This is a genomic window from Pseudonocardia alni, assembly GCF_002813375.1.
GTDB classification, from domain to species: domain Bacteria; phylum Actinomycetota; class Actinomycetes; order Mycobacteriales; family Pseudonocardiaceae; genus Pseudonocardia; species Pseudonocardia alni.
Window position 1 is genome coordinate 2,479,159 of the sequence record NZ_PHUJ01000003.1, and the last position, 20,416, is coordinate 2,499,574.

Annotated in this window: 15 protein-coding genes; 6 read left to right on the forward strand and 9 right to left on the reverse strand. The window is 76.2% G+C overall.

The features are described 5' to 3' along the window. Positions 1 to 118: 118 nt before the first annotated feature. Positions 119 to 1,630: a M28 family peptidase gene (locus tag ATL51_RS12390; RefSeq protein WP_100878704.1), complete on the forward strand. Its 1,512-nt coding sequence runs from the start codon at positions 119 to 121 to the stop codon at positions 1,628 to 1,630. Positions 1,631 to 1,652: 22 nt separating this feature from the next. Here ATL51_RS12390 and ATL51_RS12395 read toward each other — a convergent pair whose 3' ends face one another. The 8 genes from ATL51_RS12395 to sucC form a co-directional block, all read right to left on the reverse strand. Further along, positions 1,653 to 3,371 carry a Y-family DNA polymerase gene (locus tag ATL51_RS12395; RefSeq protein WP_083658774.1) on the reverse strand — a complete coding sequence of 573 codons (1,719 nt, stop codon included), beginning with the start codon at positions 3,369 to 3,371 and terminating at the stop codon, positions 1,653 to 1,655. After that, on the reverse strand, positions 3,368 to 4,459 hold the full coding sequence (locus ATL51_RS28985) for a hypothetical protein (protein WP_208622975.1): 1,092 nt from the start codon (positions 4,457 to 4,459) through the stop codon (positions 3,368 to 3,370). The genes ATL51_RS12395 and ATL51_RS28985 overlap by 4 nt, the downstream gene beginning before the upstream one ends. A gap of 271 nt (positions 4,460 to 4,730) precedes the next feature. Then, entirely contained in the window at positions 4,731 to 6,290 is a 1,560-nt protein-coding gene (gene purH, locus ATL51_RS12405) for a bifunctional phosphoribosylaminoimidazolecarboxamide formyltransferase/IMP cyclohydrolase (RefSeq protein ID WP_073576415.1), read from the reverse strand. Further along, positions 6,283 to 6,891 carry a phosphoribosylglycinamide formyltransferase gene (gene purN / locus ATL51_RS12410; protein ID WP_073576416.1) on the reverse strand — a complete coding sequence of 203 codons (609 nt, stop codon included), beginning with the start codon at positions 6,889 to 6,891 and terminating at the stop codon, positions 6,283 to 6,285. Before purN ends, purH begins: the two co-directional genes overlap by 8 nt. A 120-nt stretch (positions 6,892 to 7,011) precedes the next feature. Next, on the reverse strand, positions 7,012 to 8,769 hold the full coding sequence (locus tag ATL51_RS12415; RefSeq protein ID WP_100878705.1) for a cell division protein PerM: 1,758 nt from the start codon (positions 8,767 to 8,769) through the stop codon (positions 7,012 to 7,014). Between the two features lie 77 nt (positions 8,770 to 8,846). Beyond that, positions 8,847 to 10,172 carry a DUF5336 domain-containing protein gene (locus ATL51_RS28190; RefSeq protein WP_157818338.1) on the reverse strand — a complete coding sequence of 442 codons (1,326 nt, stop codon included), beginning with the start codon at positions 10,170 to 10,172 and terminating at the stop codon, positions 8,847 to 8,849. A gap of 160 nt (positions 10,173 to 10,332) precedes the next feature. Then, positions 10,333 to 11,217: a succinate--CoA ligase subunit alpha gene (gene sucD, locus ATL51_RS12425; RefSeq protein ID WP_073576419.1), complete on the reverse strand. Its 885-nt coding sequence runs from the start codon at positions 11,215 to 11,217 to the stop codon at positions 10,333 to 10,335. Between the two features lie 3 nt (positions 11,218 to 11,220). Further along, positions 11,221 to 12,411, reverse strand: coding sequence for an ADP-forming succinate--CoA ligase subunit beta (sucC, locus tag ATL51_RS12430; protein ID WP_301549002.1), 1,191 nt, complete (start codon positions 12,409 to 12,411; stop codon positions 11,221 to 11,223). A gap of 261 nt (positions 12,412 to 12,672) precedes the next feature. On the opposite strand from sucC, the gene ATL51_RS12435 reads away from it, so the two are divergent. The 3 genes from ATL51_RS12435 (at position 12,673) to ATL51_RS12445 (ending at position 15,505) form a co-directional block, all read left to right on the forward strand. Further along, a complete protein-coding gene (locus tag ATL51_RS12435; RefSeq protein WP_073576420.1) occupies positions 12,673 to 13,647 on the forward strand; it encodes an esterase/lipase family protein in 975 nt (324 codons plus the stop codon). 402 nt (positions 13,648 to 14,049) lie between these two features. Next, entirely contained in the window at positions 14,050 to 14,838 is a 789-nt protein-coding gene (locus ATL51_RS12440; RefSeq protein WP_301549003.1) for a M23 family metallopeptidase, read from the forward strand. A 49-nt stretch (positions 14,839 to 14,887) separates the two neighbouring features. Beyond that, on the forward strand, positions 14,888 to 15,505 hold the full coding sequence (locus tag ATL51_RS12445; protein WP_100878706.1) for a DUF1707 SHOCT-like domain-containing protein: 618 nt from the start codon (positions 14,888 to 14,890) through the stop codon (positions 15,503 to 15,505). A 3-nt stretch (positions 15,506 to 15,508) separates the two neighbouring features. Here ATL51_RS12445 and ATL51_RS12450 read toward each other — a convergent pair whose 3' ends face one another. Further along, entirely contained in the window at positions 15,509 to 17,959 is a 2,451-nt protein-coding gene (locus tag ATL51_RS12450) for a UvrD-helicase domain-containing protein (RefSeq protein ID WP_100880673.1), read from the reverse strand. Between the two features lie 261 nt (positions 17,960 to 18,220). Here ATL51_RS12450 and ATL51_RS12455 point away from each other — a divergent pair, with 261 nt between their 5' ends. Then, positions 18,221 to 18,529 (forward strand): chorismate mutase, encoded by a 309-nt coding sequence (locus ATL51_RS12455; RefSeq protein ID WP_100880674.1) that lies wholly within the window; start codon positions 18,221 to 18,223, stop codon positions 18,527 to 18,529. 302 nt (positions 18,530 to 18,831) lie between these two features. Continuing rightward, positions 18,832 to 20,241 carry a hypothetical protein gene (locus ATL51_RS12460; RefSeq protein ID WP_100878707.1) on the forward strand — a complete coding sequence of 470 codons (1,410 nt, stop codon included), beginning with the start codon at positions 18,832 to 18,834 and terminating at the stop codon, positions 20,239 to 20,241. The last annotated feature ends 175 nt before the right edge of the window (positions 20,242 to 20,416 follow it).

A 20,416-nucleotide genomic window follows, 5' to 3' on the forward strand; every position in this document is an offset into this window, starting at 1 on the left:
CGATGGCGGATGCTGGTCCGACGCCGCGGCGCCCGACCGGTACCGCGCACGCACGAGGAGCGCCGGACACCCGGCGCGGACGAGGCCCGGTACCGGGCCGGACGGCAGAGGTGGCTCCATGGGACGGGCGAGCACGACGGGTGGCCGGCACCGGCCACGTCTCGGAAACCGGCTGGTCAGGGTCGCGGCGGCCGGGGTGGCCGTCGTCGCGCTCGCGGCCTGCGCGGACGTCCCCGCGGCGCCGGGCGCCGCGACGATCGGCACCACCGGCGGCGGGAGTCAGGGGGCCGCGCAGGGCGACCCCGGCCTGCCGCAGCGGCTCGCGGCCGCGGTGGGCGGCGACGGCGCCTACGCCCACCTGCAGCAGTTCGAGAAGCTCGCCGACGCGAACGACGGCAACCGCGCGGTGGGCACCCCCGGGTACGACGCGGCCGTCGACCACGTCGTCGGGACGCTGCGTGCGAGCGGGTTCGAGGTGTCGACCCCGTCGTTCGAGGTGCGCACCTTCTCCGCGGGCGACGCACGGCTGACCGTGGCCGGCGCACCGGTGACGACCGAGGTGCTCGGCTTCTCCCCCGCCACCCCGCCCGGCGGGCTGACCGCTCCGCTGTCGCTGCGCCCGCGCACCCCGCAGGACCCGACACCGGGCTGCGACGCCGCCGACTACACCGGGATGCCGGCCGGGGCCATCGCCGTCGTCGAGCGCGGGACCTGCGAGTTCGGCCAGAAGTCCCGGCTCGCGGGGGCGGCGGGCGCGGCGGCGGTGATCGTGGTCAACACCGAGGACGCGGCCCTGCCCGCCACCCTCGGCGACACCCCGGGGGTCGTCCCGACGGCGGCCGTGACGAAGACCGCGGGAGCCGCCCTGCGCGACGGCCAGCAGGCGTCGCTGGTGCTCGACACCACGATCCGGCAGCAGACCTCGCGGAACGTGATCGCCGAGACCACCACCGGCGACCCGGGCCGGGTCGTGGTCGCCGGGGCCCACCTCGACAGCGTGCCCGAGGGCGCCGGCATCAACGACAACGGCAGCGGCAGCGCCGCCCTGCTCGAGATCGCGCAGAAGCTCGGCGGCTCCCCGCCGGTCGGCCAGAAGGTGCGCTTCGCGTGGTGGGGCGCCGAGGAGATCGGCCTGGTCGGCTCGACGAAGTACGTCGAGGGCCTGTCCGAGGCCGACCGCGCGCGGATCGCGCTGTACCTCAACTTCGACATGGTCGGCTCGCCGAACCCCGGTTACCTCGTCTACGACGGCGACAACTCCGACGGCCTCGGCGGCGAGGGGGGCCCGTCCGGCTCCGACACCGCGGAGCGCGTCCTGACCGAGGCGCTGGTCGGGGCCGGCGTGAACGGCCCCGAGGGCACCGCGTTCGACGGGCGCTCGGACTACGGCCCGTTCATCGAGTCCGGCATCCCGGCCGGTGGCCTGTTCACCGGCGCCGAGGAGCAGAAGACCCCGGAGCAGGCGCAGAAGTGGGGCGGCACGGCGGGACAGTCCTACGACCCCTGCTACCACACGGCCTGCGACCGGCTGACCAACATCGACCGGACCGCGCTGGACCGGAACGTGACGGCGATGGCCTCGGCGATCGGCCGGTTCGCCGTCGACCTCACCGGGGTCCCGCAGCGCTGACCCGCCCGCGGCGGCCGGTGGCTCAGTCGTAGACACCCGCCACCTCCCAGCGGCCGCCGCGGTGCACGAGCAGCAGGGCCGTGCCGTCGGCGAGCACGACCTGCAGCCGGACCGCGGGCCCGGGGCCGTCGGGGGCCCACCAGCGGGCGTGCACCGGCCAGGGTCCGGCCCAGCCGGTGACCTCCCGGTCGGGGCCGCCGCCCGCGACCCGGCGCGGGACGCCGTCGAGCAGGTCCGGCGCGGCCGGGCACACCTCGGCGCCGTCCGCGGCGAGCAACCGGACCGGGACCGGGTCCGGGGGCACCGTCGCCGGGGACGGTGCCGGGAGTCGGCCGGGCCAGGTCGCCGGGGGGTCGGCGGGTGGACGACGGCCGGGAGGCTCCGGGGTCACCTGCTCCGCATGCCCGGGGGCACCGGTGGCGCCGTCCCGCGCGGGAGCCACGGGTCCCGGCCGGGCGGGGACCGCCGTGTCCTCGACGACCCGCTCGTCGCCCCACGGCACCAGCCGCACCCGCTCGCCCGGGTCCCGGCCGCCCGTCGGGACCGCGGTGAGCACCGCCTCCGGCCCGAGCAGCGCCTGCACCCGGACCAGGGCCCGCCCGGCCCGCTCGTCGCCCTCGCCGACGTCGCCCCACAGCCCGCGCTGCAGCGCCCCGGCGACCACGGTGTCCTCCGGGGTGAGCCGCAGCGCGACCAGCGTCCCGGAGCCGCCTCGCCCGAGCCACGAGTCGAGCTGCCAGCGCACCCGGTCCACCGTCCCGGACGGCGTCAGCGGCTCGGCGCACCGCCAGACCCGCAGCAGCTCCTCCCCGCTCTCCGTGCGTGCGTGCACCCCCAGCCGGGTGCAGGCCAGGCCGTGCCCGGCGAGCGCGGTGTGCAGCCGGGTCGCGAGTGCCCTCGCGGCGAAGGCGGCCGCGTCGACCCGGTCCACCGGCGGGTCCAGCTCGACCGCCGCGGACAGCTCCTCCGGCGGGACCCGGCGCGCCGGCGGGCGGGGGTCGAGCCCACGGGCGAGCCGGTGCGCGGCCACCGCGTCGGTGCCGAAGCGCGAGGCCACATCGGACTCCGACAGCGACGCGAACGCCCCCAGCGACCGTAGCCCCAGCCGGCGCAGCAGGTCCACCAGCGCGGCCCGGTCGACGTCGGGGTCCCGGTCCAGCTCGGCCACCTCCAGCGGTGCGAGGAACTCCGCCGACCGTCCCGGCGGCACCCCGCGCCCCCGGCGGGCGGCGAGCGCGGCGGCGAACATCCCGTCCGCGACGCCGATCTGGCACTCGGTCCCCGCGTGCAGCGCGACCTGGTCGATCAGCCGCTCCACCGCGGCGCGCTCCCCGCCGAACCAGCCGACCGGACCGCGTGCGGGCAGCACCAGCAGCCCCGGCCGCACCACCTCGACGCCGGGGGCGAGCGCCTCCACCGCGGCGGCGACCGGCTCGAACAGCCGGGCGTCGCGCCCCGGGTCGGGGGCGAGCACCACGAGCTCCGGGCACCGGGCCTGCGCCTCCCGGCGCCGCAGCCCCCGGCGGACCCCGTGCCGGCGGGCCGTCGCCGAGCAGGCCAGGACCCGGTTGGCGTGCAGGACCGCGGCCGGCCGGTCCGCCGGGACGTGCGCGGCGCGGGCGGCCGCGGTGACCGGCCAGTCCGGGGACCAGACCGCCAGCACCCGCGGGTCGGGCTCCGCCCGTCCACCGCCGCCCGTGCCCGTCGCGCCGCCCGCCTCCGTCGTGCCGGGCGTGCTCATCCCGCCGCCCGGGCCACGGGTCGCGCGACCGGGACCTCGCCCACCGCGGCCGCGGAGACCGCGGGCACCGACGGCGCCGAGGCGATCGCGGGCACCGACGGCACCGCGGGGACCGGGGGTGTCGCCGGGGCGGGGACGACCGTCCCGCCGGGGCCCGGGAGGAGCACCTCCACCCCCCACCCGGCCGGGCCGATCCCGCGCCCCTCCGCCCGGACCTCGACCCGCCGGGACCGCAGCCGCCCCGTCCCGCGGCCGACCCCCTCCCAGCGCGGACGGGTGCAGTGCAGCCGCAGATCGGCACCCGGCCACCCGCCGAGCGCGAGCAGCACCGCGCCCCGCTGCCGGGCCCGTGCGGCGAGCCGCTGCCGGTCCCCGGCCCGCAGCCCGGCCCGCTCCGGCCCGGCCACCACCACGAGGTCCAGCCCGTCCAGCAGTGCCGCGGTCACTCCGACCAGGTCCGCGCCGGGGTCGGGGACCAGCGCCAGCCGGTCCAGCCGCACGCCCGCCTCGGCCGCGGCCGTCGCGCCGAGGCCGGGACGGCCGACCACGCCCGCCCACGCACCCTCCGCGGACGCGGCGGCCAGCAGCGCGAACAGCAGCGACCCCGCGCCGGACCCCACACCCACCGCCACGGTGGACCCCCGCCGCAGGCCCCCGCCGGGCAGCAGACCGGCCAGCGGCCCCGGCACCGGCAGCAGGTCGGCCTCGGTCACCGGACGCGCCTCGACCGTCCCGGCGCTGCGGGCCGGGGGCTCCGGCTCCGGGCAGGGCCCCACGGGCCCCGGCCGGGACCGCTCCAGGCCCGCCCGGGTCTCCGTGCGGCGCAGGACGTGCCGGGCCCGGGCGAGCCGCTCGGCGGCCGAGCCGGCCGGGGACCCCGGCCCCCCGGCCGGGCCCCGTGCCCCGGGCAGCGGCTCCCGCCCGCCCCCGGGGACACGTGACCCGGCCCCGACCACCGGCTCGGACCCCTCCGGACCGGTGTCGTCCCCGACGTCGACGCCGGCTCCCCCACCGGCACCGCCGACCACCCGGCCGACCGCCGCCGCTCCTCCGACGACGACCGGCCCCTCGCCCGCACCGACGCGCACCGCAGTACCTCCCCGCCACACACCGCGCCACGGCCGAACGGCCGCGACCTCACCCGGCGCGCCGCGGGGAAGGCGACGCGTACTCGAACTGACGTTCGAAGCATAGGGCCTGTGCCGCCTCTCCGCATCCCCCGGGTGGGGGTGGTGACGACGACGTGATGACCGTCGCACGCACCCCCGACATTCTCGGCGGGACATCCTCCGAACTGCTCCGAACGCCGACGGCCCGGGCCGCGCGAGGCGGTCCCGGGCCGTCGGGGTGGGCGGTGGGTCAGTGGGCGAAGTGCCGCGTCCCGGTCAGGTACATCGGCACGCCCGCCTTCGCGCAGGCCGCGACGACCTCGTCGTCGCGGACCGAGCCGCCGGGCTGCACGACGGCGGCGACTCCGGCGTCGAGCAGCACCTCCAGCCCGTCGGGGAAGGGGAAGAACGCGTCGGAGGCGGCGACCGAGCCGCGGGCCCGGTCCCCGGCCCGGGTCACGGCGAGCTTCGCCGCGTCGACCCGGTTGACCTGGCCCATGCCGACGCCGACCGCCGCGCCGTCGTGGGCGAGCAGGATCGCGTTGGACTTCACCGCGCGGCAGGCACGCCAGGCGAACGCGAGGTCGTCGAGCACCTCGGGGGCGACGGCGTCGCCGGTGACGAGCTTCCAGGCGGCCGGGTCGTCGCCGTCGGCGTCGACGAGGTCGCGCTGCTGCACCAGCAACCCGCCGGAGATCGGGCGGAGCTCGGTGCCGGTGCGGGCGGCGCCGTCGGGGATGCGGAGGACACGGACGTTCTTCTTGCGCTGGAGCACCTCGAGGGCGCCGTCGGCGTAGCCGGGGGCCACGACGACCTCGGTGAAGATCTCGGCGACCTGCTCGGCCATCGCGACCGAGACCTCGCCGTTGACCGCGATGACCCCGCCGAACGCCGACACCGGGTCGGTGGCGTGCGCCTTGCGGTGGGCCTCGGCGACGTCGGCGCCGACCGCGATCCCGCACGGGTTGGCGTGCTTGATCACCGCGACCGTGGGGCGGTCGCCGTGGTCGTGCGCGGCGCGCCAGGCGGCGTCGGCGTCGACGTAGTTGTTGTAGGACATCTCCTTACCGTGCAGCTGCTCGGCGCCGGCGAGGCCGGAACCGGTGCCGTCGGTGTAGAGCGCGGCGGACTGGTGCGGGTTCTCGCCGTAGCGCAGCGGCCGCTCGCGGGTCCAGGTGGCGCCCACCCACTCGGCGGAGGCGTCGTCGTCGCCGGCGGGGAACTGCTCGCCCATCCAGGTCGCGACCGAGACGTCGTAGGCGGCGGTGTGCCGGTAGGCGTCGGCGGCCAGCCTGCGGCGGTCCTCCACGACGAACCCGCCCGCGCCGACCTGCTCGAGCACCCAGGCGTAGCGCGACGGGTCGACGACGACCGCGACGCTCTCGTGGTTCTTCGCCGAGGCCCGCACCATCGCCGGGCCGCCGATGTCGATCTGCTCGACGGCCTCGTCGCGGCTCGCGCCGGACGCGACGGTCTCGCGGAACGGGTAGAGGTTGGACACCAGCAGGTCGAACGGCGCGATGTTCAGCTGCTCGAGCTGCGCGAGGTGCTCGGGCTTGCGGGTGTCGGCGAGCAGCCCGGCGTGCACCCGCGGGTGCAGGGTCTTGACCCGGCCGTCGAAGCACTCGGGGAACCCGGTGACCTCCTCGACGGGGGTGACCGGGACGCCGGCGTCGGCGATCCGCTGTGCGGTGGAGCCGGTCGAGACGATCTCCACCCCGGCGGCGTGCAGCCCGGTGGCCAGGTCGAGGAGACCGGCCTTGTCGTAGACGCTGATCAGGGCCCGGCGTACCGGCCTGCGCTCACTCACTGTTCACCTCGTGGGGTTGGGCGGCGGTGGCGAACCGTCGCACGGTCGCGACCAGCAGCCGTCGTTCCTCGGTCTTGATGCGCTCGTGCAGGGAGGTCTCGTCGTCGCCCGGGAGCACGGGGACCTCCGCCTGCGCGAGCACCGGTCCGGTGTCGAGCCCGGCGTCGACCTCGTGCACGGTCGCGCCGGTGACGGGCACCCGGGCGGCCAGCGCGTCCCGGACGGCGTGCGCGCCGGGGAACGCCGGCAGCAGCGCCGGGTGCGTGTTCAGCATCGGGCATCCGAGCGCGTCCAGGAAGGCCGGGGAGACGAGCTTCATGAACCCCGCCCCGACGACGAGGCCCGGCCGGTGCGCGAGGACGGCCGCGGCGAGCGCGGTGTTCCAGGCGTCGCGGTCGGGGTGGTCGGCGACCCGCTCGACGAAGGTGGGGACACCTGCGGCGCGGGCCCGGTCGAGCCCGGTGGCACCCGCGCGGTCGGCCCCGACGGCGACGACGGCGAATCCGGCGCCCGCGGTGTCGAGCAGTGCCTGCAGCAGGGTGCCGCTCCCGGAGACGAGGACGACGACCCGCAGCGCCCCGTGCCGCTCCTGCGCGCCCACCGTGTCCCTTCCTCGCCGGCCCGGGCCGCTCCACGGCCCCTGGCCAGGGTAGACGCGCCCTCCGACGACGGCGGCGCCCGGTGCGGTGGCCCGGGTCACCCGGCCTGCCGGGGCGTCGGGTCAGTCGTCCCGGGAGCGGTCGCGGGGGCGGGTGATGCGGTCGGTCCGGCCGTCGGTGCGCCGGTCGGACGGGTCCCCGTCGTCGGTGTCCCGGTCGGCGCGGCGCCCGGCTGCGCGGCGACCGTCGGGGCCGTGGTCCCCCGTGTCGTCGGGGTCGCCGTCGTCGGGGTCGTGGCCGGGGTCCTCGTCGTCGCCGGCGGGATCACGGCCGGCGGAACCGTCGACGCGACGGGTGGTCGTGCGACCGGCTCCGCCGGGCTCCTCCTCGTCGGTGACGGCATCGGAGTAGGGGTGGAGGTCGTCGTGGCCCCCGTCGTCGTCCCGTGCGGCGTCGGCACGGCGGGCGGGCGCCCCGGCGGTGCGACGGCGTTCGACCAGCTCCCCCACCGTCGACCCGCGACGGCGGTCCCGGGCGGCCCGGGCCCGGTCGACCGCGGTCCGCGACCGGCCGGTGCCGCCCATCGGGACGTGCCGGGCGAGCTCGGTCCCGGCGCAGGTCAGCACGGCCGGGATCCCGACCAGCAGCAGCGCGCAGCCGAGGACCGCCCACGGGTGGAACGACACCGGGTCGTAGGGCCCGCCCGCGAGCGCACCCCCGGCGAGCGCCGCCGGGACGGCCGCCCCGACCGCGACGACCACGGCCGCCAGCGCCGGTGCCGCGACCCGGTCCACGACCGGCGCGTCGTCGGCCAGCGCCCGCCGGCAGGCGATACCGCCGAGCGCCCCCGCGACGACGGGCAGCAGTACGACCAGCACCGCGGCCGTCGGGACGGTGGTGACGGGCAGGACCACCGCGGGCGGGAACGGCGGCAGCGGACCCGGCTCGACGCCGAACGGACCGGACCGGGCGATACCGACCGACACCCCCGCGCCCAGCGCCCAGGACAGCGCCCCGATCAGGGCGTTCGGCAGGTACCCGATGCTCAGCACCAGCACCCCGACGCCCGCCCAGGCGCCGGGGGCGATGCGCTCGGCGGTGTCGGCGACGTCGGAGGCGCTCGCGAGCAGCGCCACGGTCAGGACGAGGGCGGCGACCAGCAGCAGCGCGGCGGCCGCGACCCGGGCCCCGGCGAGCGCCGCGCCGGGCCAACCCGCCAGCACCCGCTTCCAGGCCGCGGGCGCCCCGCAGGTGTGGACGACGCCGATCCCGGCGGCCGCCCCGGCCACCAGCCCGGCCCCGATCATCGACGCCCAGGGGGCGGTGACGGCCATGTCCCGCGGCAGCAGCGCGCCGGCGAGCACGGCGAGCGCGGCGGCGGCCCCGGCCTGGGACGCGACGACGGCGCCCGCGTCGTGCCGGACCCGCCCGCCCAGGCGGAGCACCGCCCAGCGCGAGCAGAAGGCGACCAGCGCGACGACCACCAGCGTCGGCAACAGCGGCAGCACCCCGAACGGGCGCCCGTCCACCGCGACCGGGATGAGGTGCGCGGCCAGCCACAGCGGGACGGCCGTGGCGAGTGCCCCGTCCGCGGTGACCGCGACGCCGCCGGTGCCGGTCAGCAGCGCCGCCACCGGGACGAGCATCGTGTACCCCGCGAGGACGGCGCCCATCGTGGCCACGAGCAGGATCCGCAGCCGGTCCAGCCCGGTGCCGGTCCCGGTCCCGCGCGTCGGGGTCCGGGCGGGGCGGCGGCGCCCCCGCTCCCGGTCCGCGACGGCGGTCGCGCGCCCACCGCGGGACCGCTCCGGTGCGGACCCGGTGGACCGGGCCCGGGAGGCCGGGCGGCCGCGGGCGGGACGGGGCGGGGTGGTGCTCACCCGGTCAGCGTCGCAGCGAACGCGGCCCGGGAGGGGAAGGCACGCCGCGACGTGCCGGGGCCCACGGTTCCCTCCGCTCAGGCGGAGCCGTCACCGCCGGGCCGGAAGGTGCGGGTGGCCTCGTCGTCACCGGACGCCGGGGCCGCGGGGCGCTCGGTCTGCTCGCCGGGCGCCGGGGCGGAGCCGGAGCCGGGGATCGCGGAGGGGCGGGTGACACCCACGTCGTCCCCGGTACCGCCCGCGCCCGCCGTGTAGGGGGTGGCCGGGGGCGGGGCCTGCTCGCCTCCCGGCGCGCCGGTCACCGCGGCGGCGCGGTCGCCGTAGGACACCCCGGAGAAGGCACCGCCCGCGCCGGACGGCGGGTGCGGTGCCGCGTCGGCCTGCGGGGTGCCGCCGCCGACCGCGTGACGGCCCGCGTCGTCGCCGGTCCGGTCCTGTGCCCCGGGCACCTCGGGCGCGCCGTGGGCCCCGGACTGCCCCGGGTACTGCCCGGCGGGGGGCTGCGACGCCGCGGGCACCGCACCGGGGGCGCCGTACGCGGCGGCACCGGCGTGATCCGCGCCGGGCTGCACCGCGCCGGACTGCGCCGCACCGGACTGCGCCGCACCGTGGGCGGCGCCGTACTGGCCCGCTCCGTACTGACCGGCGCCGTACTGGCCGGCGCCCGGCTGGGCGACACCGTGCTGTCCCGCACCGGGCTGCCCCGCGACGTGCTGTCCCGCGCCGTACTGTCCCGCGCCGTACTGGCCCGCACCCGGCTGGCCGGGGGCGTACGGGGCCGCTCCGGGCTGGGCGGCGTAGGGGCTCACGCCGTACTGGCCCGAGGCGTAGGGGTCCGCGCCGTAGGGCGTCGCACCGGAGGCCGCACCGTACGGGGCCGCGGCACCCGGCTGGCCCGCGCCGTACGGCTGCTGCGGCATCCAGGGCGGTTGCCGGCCCGGCGGGACCTGGCCGGGGCCGGGGCCCCAGCCGGGCTGCCCGACGTGCGACGGGCGCTGCGCCCGCGGCGCGGGGGCGGAGACGACGCCGGACAGGAGGAGCTGGGCGTAGAGCAGTGCGGCGGCGGCGAGCAGCGCGACCACGAACACGACCCACCCGAGCGTGCCGCCGACCGCCCCGGTGCCGGTGCCGGCCAGGAGCAGCAGCATCGTCAGCGCCCCCGTCGTCGACAGGACCACGCCCGCGACCAGGGTGCGCCCGGTGCCGGGCAGCAGGGTGAGGGCTCCCGCGACGCCACCGGCGACGACCATCGCGACCGGGAACAGCCCGGTCGTGACGTCGAAGAAGGTCAGGACCAGCGCCAGCAGGGCCAGCACGGCCCCCGCCAGGACGGCGACCCGCACCGTCGGAGCGGGCGCGGCCTGCTCCGGAGCCGGGGCGGCCCCGGGCTCGTTGCTCGACATGACGACCACTCCCGTGTGACGGACGGACTCGCTGCACCGCACGCTAGCCGATGCCCCCGACACGGCCGGGTGAGGCGCTCGGGGTGTACACAGCACGACGCGCGGGCACCCGGGAGAAGTTCCCGGGGCCCGCGCGTCGGAGGTGCGACCCGATCTGCGATCAGGCGGAGAGGATCTCCTTCATCAGCGCGGCGGTCTCGGACGGCGTCTTGCCGACCTTGACACCGGCGGCCTCGAGGGCCTCCTTCTTGGCCTGCGCGGTACCGGCCGAGCCGGACACGATCGCGCCGGCGTGGCCCATCGTCTTGCCCTCGGGGGCGGTGAAGCCCGCGACGTAGCCGACGACCGGCTTGGTGACGTTGGCCTTGATGAAGTCCGCGGCGCGCTCCTCGGCGTCGCCACCGATCTCACCGATCATCACGATGGCCTCGGTCTCGGGGTCAGCCTCGAACGCCTCGAGGGCGTCGATGTGGGTGGTGCCGATGACCGGGTCGCCGCCGATGCCGATGGCGGTGGAGAAGCCGAACTCACGCAGCTCGTACATCATCTGGTAGGTCAGCGTGCCGGACTTCGACACCAGGCCGATCCTGCCCGCGCCGGCGATGTTCGCCGGGATGATGCCCGCGTTGGACTTGCCGGGCGAGATGATGCCGGGGCAGTTCGGGCCGATGATCCGGGTCTTGTTGCCGGTGGCGACCGCGTGCGCCCAGAAGTACGCCGAGTCGTGCACCGGGATGCCCTCGGTGATGACGACGGCCAGCGGGATCTCGGCGTCGATGGCCTCGATCACGGCGTCCTTGGCGAACTTCGGCGGGACGAAGATGACCGACACGTCGGCGCCGGTCTCCTTGATCGCCTCCTCCACCGTGCCGTACACGGTGACGTCCTTGTCGCCGATGGTGTGCGTGGTCCCGGCCTTGCGGGCGTTCACACCACCCACGATGTTCGTCCCGGCGGCGAGCATCTTGGTGGCGTGCTTGGTGCCCTCGCCGCCCGTGATGCCCTGGACGATGACCTTGCTGTTCTCGTTGAGGAAGATCGACATGTCTCAGGCTCCAGCGTTCGCGAGCTCGGCGGCCTTGGCGGCCGCGTCGTCCATCGTGCCCACCACGGTGACGAGCGGGTGGTTCGCGTCGGCGAGGATCTGACGACCCTCCTCGACGTTGTTGCCGTCCAGGCGGACGACCAGCGGCTTGGTCGCGTCGTCGCCCAGGATCTTGAGGGCCTCGACGATGCCGTTGGCGACCGCGTCGCACGCGGTGATGCCGCCGAAGACGTTGACGAAGACGCTCTTGACCTCGTCGTCACCCAGGATGACGTCCAAGCCGTCGGCCATCACCTGCGCCGAGGCGCCGCCGCCGATGTCGAGGAAGTTGGCGGGCTTGACCCCGCCGTGCGCCTCGCCGGCGTAGGCGACGACGTCGAGGGTGCTCATGACGAGCCCCGCGCCGTTGCCGATGATGCCGACCTGGCCGCCGTCGAGCTTGACGTAGTTGAGGCCCTTGGCCTTGGCCTTCGCCTCGAGCGGGTTCTCGGTGCGCTCGTCGACCAGGTCCGCGTGCTGCGGGTGCCGGAAGTCGGCGTTGGTGTCCAGGGTGACCTTGCCGTCGAGGGCGATCACCTTGTCCTGCGGGTCACGGACCAGCGGGTTGACCTCGACCAGCGTCGCGTCCTCGGAGACGAAGGTCTCCCAGAGCTTCACGATCACGTTAGCGGCCTCGTCGGCGACGGCGGCCGGGATCTTGCCCGCGGCGACGATCTCGTCGGCCTTGGCCTTGTCGACACCGGCGATCGGGTCGATGGCGATCCGGGCCAGCGCGTCCGGGCGCTCGACGGCCAGCTGCTCGATCTCCATGCCGCCCTCGGCCGAGCACATGGCCAGGAAGGTGCGGTTGGACCGGTCCAGCAGGAAGGAGAAGTAGTACTCCTCGGCGATGTCGCTGGCCTCGGTGACCAGGACCTGGTGCACGGTGTGGCCCTTGATGTCGAGGCCCAGGATGGCCTCGGCCTTCTCCTTGGCCTCGTCGGCGTTCTCGGCCAGCTTCACGCCGCCGGCCTTGCCCCGACCACCGGTCTTGACCTGTGCCTTGACCACGACGGCGGTGCCCAGCTCGGCCGCCGCGGCCGCCGCGTCGGCGGCGTTGTCCACGGTCCGGCCCGGCAGCACCGGGACTCCGTGCGCGGCGAAGAGGTCCTTCGCCTGGTACTCGTAGAGGTCCACTCGGCTCTCCCGCTCCACTTCGCTCTCGCCGCGACCGGCGCGACCCCGGCTCGTTCTCCGGGCGCGCCCCGCACAGGTGGCGGGCGGCAGCGGTCGCGGACGTCGGTGATGCTGCGTCGGGGAGCCTAGCCACGCCGCGCGCACCGGTCCTGACCTGGGCCGGTGACCGCTGTCACCCCGTCGGCGCAGTGCTCGATTCAGATCGACCGACCGAGTGATCGGGGCCACCGATCGTCCCGCGACACAGCGGAATCCTGTGACCTGCCTTACCTTTCGGGCATGGCGACGTCGCTACCCGGAGGCGCTCGCCTGCGCGCGATCGCCGACGGGGCGCTGTCGACAGTGACGGCCGCGACGTCCGATCTCGGGCAGGCGGCGGGTTACGCCGCGCGGACCTTCACCTCGCGTGCGGGACTGCGCGGGCTGGCACTGGAGGGCGCCTGGCTGGCCGCGCACCTGGCGCTGTACCCGATCGGGCTGGCCGAGGAGACCGTCCGGCCGCACGGCCACTGGCGCACCGACAGCCTGCCGCCGGTCAAGCGCAGCCTGGTCGTCGCCGACCCCACCGCCGCCGGGACGCCGATCCTGCTGGTCCACGGCATCATGGACAACCGCTCGGTGTTCACCGTGTTCGCCCACGAGCTGCGCCGGCGCGGCTTCGGGGTGGTGCACGCCATCAACTACAGCCTGTTCACCGATGACGTCCGCACCGCGGCGCACGAGCTGCGCGGCCATGTCGAACGGCTGCGCGAGGCCACCGGGTCGGACCGGGTGCACATCGTCGGGCACTCCCTCGGCGGGGTGATCGCCCGCTACTACGTGCAGCGGATGGGGGGCGACGCCGTCGTCGACACCCTGGCGACGCTCGGCAGCCCGCACTCGGGCAGCAACCTGGCCCGGATCGCACCGCTGCCGCTGTGCCGCCAGCTCTGCCCCGGCTCCGCGATCCTGCGCGAGCTGGACGAACCGGCCCCCGGCTGCCGGACCCGGTTCCTGGTGGTCTGGTCGCGGATGGACGAGATCATCGTCCCGCAGCGGAACTCCCGGCTGCGTCACCCGGACCTCGACGTCACCGAGCTGGAGCTCGACGACGTGGGCCATCTCGCGCTGCCGGTGGACCGGCGCACCGTGCACTTCGTGGCGAGCACGCTGGCCCGCGGGGAGGCGGAGCGGCGCGAGCACGACCGGGTGCGCGACCGGCGGCTGCGCGGGTCGCTGCGGCTGGTCGGCCGGCACGCCGCCGAAGGCGCCTGAGCGTCCGGTCCGGGCGGGGGAACGGGACCCTCCGTTCGCCGTCGCGTCGCCGACCGCCCGACCGGTCGTCGATGATCCACGACCGTCCGCAACCGCGCGGCGGGCCGCCGTTGCCGCTCGGCGGGGCCCGGGTTACCGTCGCGTTGTCCACGTCACGGACCGGTCACGGTGATCGGTGTCGCCCCGAACGACGCCATCCCCCGACGGAGCCCCCACTCCGACGATCACCGCCGAACGGCCCGCGGCGCCCTGAACACCAGAAGGGCAGTCTTGTCGCGCCACCGCTTCCCCAGCGGCGCCACGCGACCGGAGGCCCGGCCCGGCACGCTCCCCCCTGTGCCGCCGGTCGGTCACCGGCTCCCGGCGCTCCCGGCTCCCCCGCCGGTGGTCTCGCGTACCCGTGTGACCGTCGCCGCGGCGGCCGGCGGCGCCCTGGTCGCGGCCGGTCAGACGGTCGCCGGTGCCCTCGGGGTGCCCGGCTGGGGCGGTGAGGCCGCGGTCGAGGAGTCCTACGCCCGGCTCGCCGCCTCGGCGATGCTGCCGGTGTCCAGCGACACCCGCCCGGCCAACACGACCGCCCCGATGGACACCTCCGCGATCGGCGGCGAGCAGCTCTCCGCGCAGGCCGCGTCGCTGCCCGACCTGGACTCCACCTCGAAGGTCGACGTCGCCAACCTGACGAAGGCCGCCCGGATGGGCCGCGAGGCCGCCCAGCTGGAGCGGGCCGTGACGACCGCGATGTCGCACGGCGCCCCGAAGGCGGTCATGTACAACGGCGAGGCACTGGTCATGCCGACGGCCGGCCGGTTCACCTCCGGCTTCGGCGCCCGCTGGGGCGTGCAGCACAAGGGCATCGACCTCGCCGCCCCGATCGGCACCCCGATCTTCGCCCTGACCGACGGCGTCGTGGAGAAGTCCGGCCCCGCCAGCGGCTTCGGGATGTGGGTGGTGCTCAAGCACCCCGACGGCACCAGCACCGTCTACGGCCACATCAACCGGTCGTTCGTGCAGGAGGGCCAGCAGGTCGAGGCCGGCGACGAGATCGCCGAGGTCGGCAACCGCGGCCAGTCCACCGGCCCGCACCTGCACCTCGAGGTGTGGGAGCCGGACGGCACCAAGATCAACCCGCTGCCGTGGCTGGCCGCACGCGGCCTCGACGTCACCGCGGCGACGGGCTCGCGCGACGCCTGATCGGCGGGCGCCGCTCCCCGGCCCCGCCCGGACGGTCCAGAATGGCCGGGTGGCGGACGAGTCGGCGTACCGGGTGGGGGACGGCGAGCGACGGGCGGTCGACGCCCGGCTGCAGCGCGCGCACGGCGAGGGACGGCTGTCCCTGCCCGAGTACGAGGAACGCTCGGCGAAGGCCTGGGCGGCCCGCACCCGCGCCGACCTGGAGCCGTTGACCCGCGACCTCCCGGCCGGCACCGCCGCCGTCGAGCAGGCGCCGACCACGGCCCTCCCGGCTCCGGCACCGACCGGCGACTTCGCCGCGGCCGCCGGGCGGCGCGCCGGCGGGATCCTCGCCACGGCCGCGCTGGTCGTCGCCGCCGTCTGGGGCGGGTCGCAGGTGCTGCCGCTGACCGACGGCGTGACGGTGTTCGGGTCCCGCACGATCGGGGTCCAGGCCGATGCCCCGCGGGTGGGCGGGGTGCTGCTGTTCGGCTCGGTCGAGGTCGTGGTGCCCGAGGGCGTCCGGGCGGACGTCTCCGGGTTCACGGTGTTCGGCTCGACCGACTGCCCGACGGCGTGCGCCGCGCCGGGCGACCGGGCGGTGGACGTGCACGTCGTCGGGGCGTTCGGGTCGGTGAAGGTGCTGACCCCGGCCGAGGCCGCGACGCAGGACCGCGACGACGACTGAGGTCTACAGCTTCTGCATCGGGACGCCGCCGATCAGCATCAGCCGGACCGTCCCGCCCGAGCCGAAGTCGATCGTCACCGTCGCGCGCGGGCCGATGCCGTCGGCCGCGACGACGGTGCCCAGGCCGTACTTGTCGTGGTTGACCCGGTCCCCGACGTCGAGGTGCAGCGACTGGTTGTTCAGCGACCTCTCCGGGACCTTCCAGCTCCCGCGGTCGGTCGCCTGCGGCCGCTTCCCGAACCCGAACCGCCCCACCGGCGCCGACGGCCGCTGTGCGGCGAGCTGCTCCTCGGTGCGCCGCCAGTCGAGCAGCGACGGGGGCACCTCGTCGAGGAAGCGCGACGCCGGGTTGGTGCTGGGCTGCCCGAACGCGGACCGGACGATCGCCCGGGACAGGTAGAGCCGCTTCTCCGCGCGGGTGATCCCGACGTAGGCCAACCGGCGCTCCTCGGCGAGCTCCTTCGGGTCCCCGAGGGTGCGCAGGTGGGGGAAGATCCCGTCCTCCCAGCCCGTCAGGAAGACCACCGGGAACTCGAGGCCCTTCGCCGTGTGCAGGGTCATCATCGTGACCACGCCGGAGTCGTCGTCGGGGATGGAGTCCGCGTCCGCGACGAGCGCGACGCGCTCCAGGAACGCGGCCAGCGAGCCGGGCTCCGGGACACCGTCGGGGGTGTCGTCGTAGGTGTCGGCCTCGCCCTCGGGGGCCGCGCCGTCGGATGCCCCGTCGGCGGGGGCGGCACCGGACCCGATCGCGGCCCCGCCGTCCGGCGCCAGGTCCGCGACGGCGGCGTCCCCCGCGAACTCCCGCGCCACCGTGACGAGCTCGGCGAGGTTGTCCATCCGGGTGCCGTCCTGCGGGTCCTCCGACGCCTGCAGCTCCTCCAGGTAGCCGGTGCGCGCGTAGACGGCCTCGAGTACCTCGGCGGTGTCGTCGCCGCGCTCGACGAGCTCGCGCAGCTCGTCGACCATCCGCACGAACCCGGCGATGTTCCTCTGCGAGCGGGTCGCCAGGGCGGGGAGCCGCTGCGGCTCCTCGGCGGCGGCGCGCAGCGCGCGGGCGAACGAGGTGCGCTCGCGCTCGGCGTACTCGGCGACGACGGCCTCGGCCCGGTCCCCGATGCCGCGCTTGGGCACGTTGAGGATCCGGCGCAGGCTGACCGTGTCCTCCGGGTTGGACAGCACCCGCAGGTAGGCCAGCGCGTCGCGGATCTCGCGGCGCTCGTAGAACCGCACCCCGCCGACGACCTTGTAGGGCAGCCCGACCCGCAGGAACACGTCCTCGAAGACGCGGGACTGGTTGTTGGTCCGGTAGAACACCGCGATGTCGGAGTTGCGGTACTCGCCGGTGTCGACGAGCCGGTCGATCTCGCGGGCGACGAACGACGCCTCGTCGTGCTCGTTGTCCGCGACGTAGCCGACGACGCGCTCGCCGTCGCCCGAGTCGGACCACAGCCGCTTGTCCCGCCGCTCCGGGTTGCGGGCGATCACCGCGTTCGCCGCGGACAGGATCGTCTGGGTCGAGCGGTAGTTCTGCTCCAGCAGGATGGTCCGCGCGTCCGGGAAGTCCTGCTCGAACTCGATGATGTTGCGGATGTTCGCGCCGCGGAAGGCGTAGATCGACTGGTCCGAGTCACCGACGACGCACAGCTCGCCGGGACGCCCGTTCGCCGTGGCCGGCGCGACGAGCTGGCGGACCAGCTCGTACTGGGCGTGGTTGGTGTCCTGGTACTCGTCGACCATGACGTGCCGGAAGCGGCGCCGGTAGTACTCGGCGACGGCCGGCAGCCGGTCCAGCAGCGAGACCGTCTCCATGATCAGGTCGTCGAAGTCGAAGGCGTTCGCCTGGCGCAGCCGCGACTGGTAGACGCCGTAGACCTCGGCGATGCGCCGCTCGTGGTCGGTGGCGGCGCGCTCGGCGGCCTCGTCCGGCGAGACGAGCTCGTTCTTCAGGTTGGAGATCTGGGCGGCCAGTGCGCGCGGGGCGAACTTCTTCGGGTCCAGCTCCAGGTCGCGCCCGACGATGCCGACGAGGCGGCGGGTGTCGTCGGCGTCGTAGACGGAGAAGGCGCTGCGCACGCCGAGGTGCTTGGCCTCGCGCCGGAGGATCCGCACGCACATGGAGTGGAAGGTGGACACCCACATGGGCCCGGAGCGGCGTCCGACGAGGGCGTCGACGCGCTCCTTCATCTCGGCCGCGGCCTTGTTGGTGAAGGTGATCGCCATGACCTCGCCGGGGTGCACCCCGCGCTCGGCGAGCAGCCAGCCGATCCGGTGGGTGAGCACGCGGGTCTTCCCCGACCCCGCTCCGGCGACGATCAGCAGCGGTGAACCCGCATGCGTCACGGCCTCCCGCTGGCGGTCGTTCAGGCCGTCCAGCAGGCGGCGGCCCTGGGCCGTCGTCGGCTCGGCAGCGGCGTCGGGGCCCGTCCCGGGGAGTTCGAACAGCGCACTCATCGTGTCGAACACGGTACGCCGGGGGTCCGACGACCCCGCTCCGGCGTCGCCGGTCCCGGAAACCACGGCGGCCCGGTGCGCCGGGTGGTCTACACTCGCCGCGTGGCTCACGACGGGCGATTTCGCTACGGGTACCGGACCCCGGTTCCCGCTGCGCCGCCCGTCTGAGCCCAGACGCCACCCGCACGCCCCGGAGTCCGACGGACCCGGGGCGTTCGCATGTCCTCGGTCCCGACGGCCCGTGACCGAGACGAGGAGACCATGACCGACCCCGCAGCCCCGCAGCCGAGCTCCGGCACGAGCACCGAGGTGCGCACCGGAGCCGACCCCGAGATCGAACAGCTGCGCCGGGAGATCGACCGGCTCGACGCCGAGATCCTCGACGCGATCCTCCGCCGCACCGAGGTCTCGAAGCGCATCGGCGCCGCCCGCATGGCCGCGGGCGGACCGCGCATCGTCTACAGCCGCGAGATGGCGGTGCTGGACCGGTTCGCCGACCTCGGCCCCGAGGGCCGCGAGCTGGCGATGATGCTGCTGCGGCTGGGCCGCGGACGTCTCGGCGGCCGTTGACGACCGTGTGACACCCGGTCGCGCCCGGCGACGGGGGCCGGAGCGGCGACCGCTCGGCGATTCACGCGCAGTACACAGGGCGACACGCCCACACGGGCCCCACCTGGGGTTCGGGTCGGGGCAGGCTTGCGCAATGGTTGCCTTGCGAGGCAACGAGCAGGCCGAGCGGTCGGATACGGCCGATGAACGGGAACCACCCGATCGGGTGACCTGCGACGAGCGGAGTGTGATCACTTGGGGATAGAGGGCTCTTTCCGGTACATCTTCCCGGGTCGAAATGATCCGAAGGAGGACGTGCGGCCGTGACCGACACACCTGCCGGAGCCCCGCTCCCCGGCGCCCCCGGCGCCACCGGGCCCCGCGACGTGGTGAGCGTCGCCGAACTGCTGGCGCGTCACTCGCGTGCATCCCACGCGTCCTCCGACGGTGCGGGGCCGCTCACCGGGCCCGTCCTGTCCGTCGGTGACCTGCTGCGCCGTGAGGGGCGTCCCCCGGTGGCCGACGGTGCGGCCGCCGACGCCGCATCGGCCGGTGACATCGCCGCCGCGGGTGCCCCGGGCGGCTGGCCGGACATCGACCTCCCGCAGCCCCGCGCCGCGGCCGGCGCCGACGGCTGGACCGGCCGTCAGGTGTCGGGGCGCCGTCGCGCCGGTGTGGTCGCCGGCGCGCTGCTCGCCGCGGGCTCCGTGCTCGGCGCGGCCCTCTACAACGGCGTCGGCACCGAGAACTCCGACGCGCGCGCCGCCGCCGACGGCCTGTTCCCCGGCTTCGGCCTGCCCACCGCGGGCGACACCCCGGACACGCTGCCCGCCCAGTACCTCCCGGCGAACGTGGCGCTGAGCTCGCCGCTGCCGGACGCGCCCGCCACCGCCCCCGGCGCCACCGACTGGATGGCCGTCGCCTTCGGTCCGCAGCAGCCGGCGCAGGCCGTCGCGGCGGGCCGCGCACCGGGCACCGCCGCCGGGCCCGCCGTCGCGGTCCCCGCGCCCCGCACGCCCACCTCGCCCTCGACCGGGAACCCGGGCACCGGGTCCCCGTCGTCGCCGACGGTCCCGGCTCCGCGCGGCTCCGGTGGGACGGGCTCGCCGCTCGCCCCGATCGTCGCCCCGATCAACAACCCGGACCGGCCGTCCGCGGGCAACATCCTCGAGCCCGTGACCGGCACGTCGCCGTCGCGCGGCGGGACCAGCACCGGCCCGATCCAGGACGTCACCGAGAACGTCCGCCCGGTCGGGGACGCCGTCGGTGGCGTCGTCGCCCCGGTCGCGCAGGCCGCGGCGCCGGTCGGGAAGACCCTCGGCGGTGCCGTGTCCCCCGTGACCGAGGCCGTCCGTCCGGTGACGAACGCGGTCAAGCCCGTCACCCGGCCCCTCACCGACACCCTCGAGCCGGTGACGACGCCGGTGCTCGGCGCGCTGTCGCCGGTCACCGAGCCCGTCCTCAGGAGCACGGAGCCGCTCACCGGCCCGGTCCTGAAGGCGGCCGAGCCGGTCACCGGGCTCCTCGACACCTCCGCGAAGAAGGCCACCGCGGACACCGGCTCCTCGTCCTCGGACGCCACCCAGCCGCTGCAGGCCGTCACGAAGCCCGTGGGGCAGGTGGCCGGCACGGTGACCGAGCCGGTCGGGGGCGCCCTGTCCGGCGTGACCGAGCCGGTCGGCGGGGTGCTCGGCGGCGTCACGAAGGGCGCGGGCGGGCTGCTGGGCGGCTGACGCCGCACCCACGACGACGGCCCCGGCCCCCGCACAGCGGGGACCGGGGCCGTGTCGGTGCCGGCGCACGTGCCGTGTCGGACCGGCCGACGGTCCGTGCCGACGCTCCTTCCGGCACGCTCCGGTCGCTGCGCGACCTACACGAGCCTCCTGTCCGTGCCGATGCTCCTTCCGG

Excerpts from the sequence above, each read along its gene's own strand:
- ATL51_RS12390 (WP_100878704.1), top strand. The coding sequence starts at position 119 with ATGGGACGGGCGAGCACGACGGGTGGCCGGCACCGGCCACGTCTCGGA.
- ATL51_RS12395 (WP_083658774.1), bottom strand. The coding sequence starts at position 3,371 with ATGAGCACGCCCGGCACGACGGAGGCGGGCGGCGCGACGGGCACGGGC.
- ATL51_RS28190 (WP_157818338.1), bottom strand. The coding sequence starts at position 10,172 with ATGTCGAGCAACGAGCCCGGGGCCGCCCCGGCTCCGGAGCAGGCCGCG.
- ATL51_RS12435 (WP_073576420.1), top strand. The coding sequence starts at position 12,673 with ATGGCGACGTCGCTACCCGGAGGCGCTCGCCTGCGCGCGATCGCCGAC.
- ATL51_RS12455 (WP_100880674.1), top strand. The coding sequence starts at position 18,221 with ATGACCGACCCCGCAGCCCCGCAGCCGAGCTCCGGCACGAGCACCGAG.
- ATL51_RS12450 (WP_100880673.1), bottom strand. The coding sequence starts at position 17,959 with ATGAGTGCGCTGTTCGAACTCCCCGGGACGGGCCCCGACGCCGCTGCC.
- sucD (WP_073576419.1), bottom strand. The coding sequence starts at position 11,217 with ATGTCGATCTTCCTCAACGAGAACAGCAAGGTCATCGTCCAGGGCATC.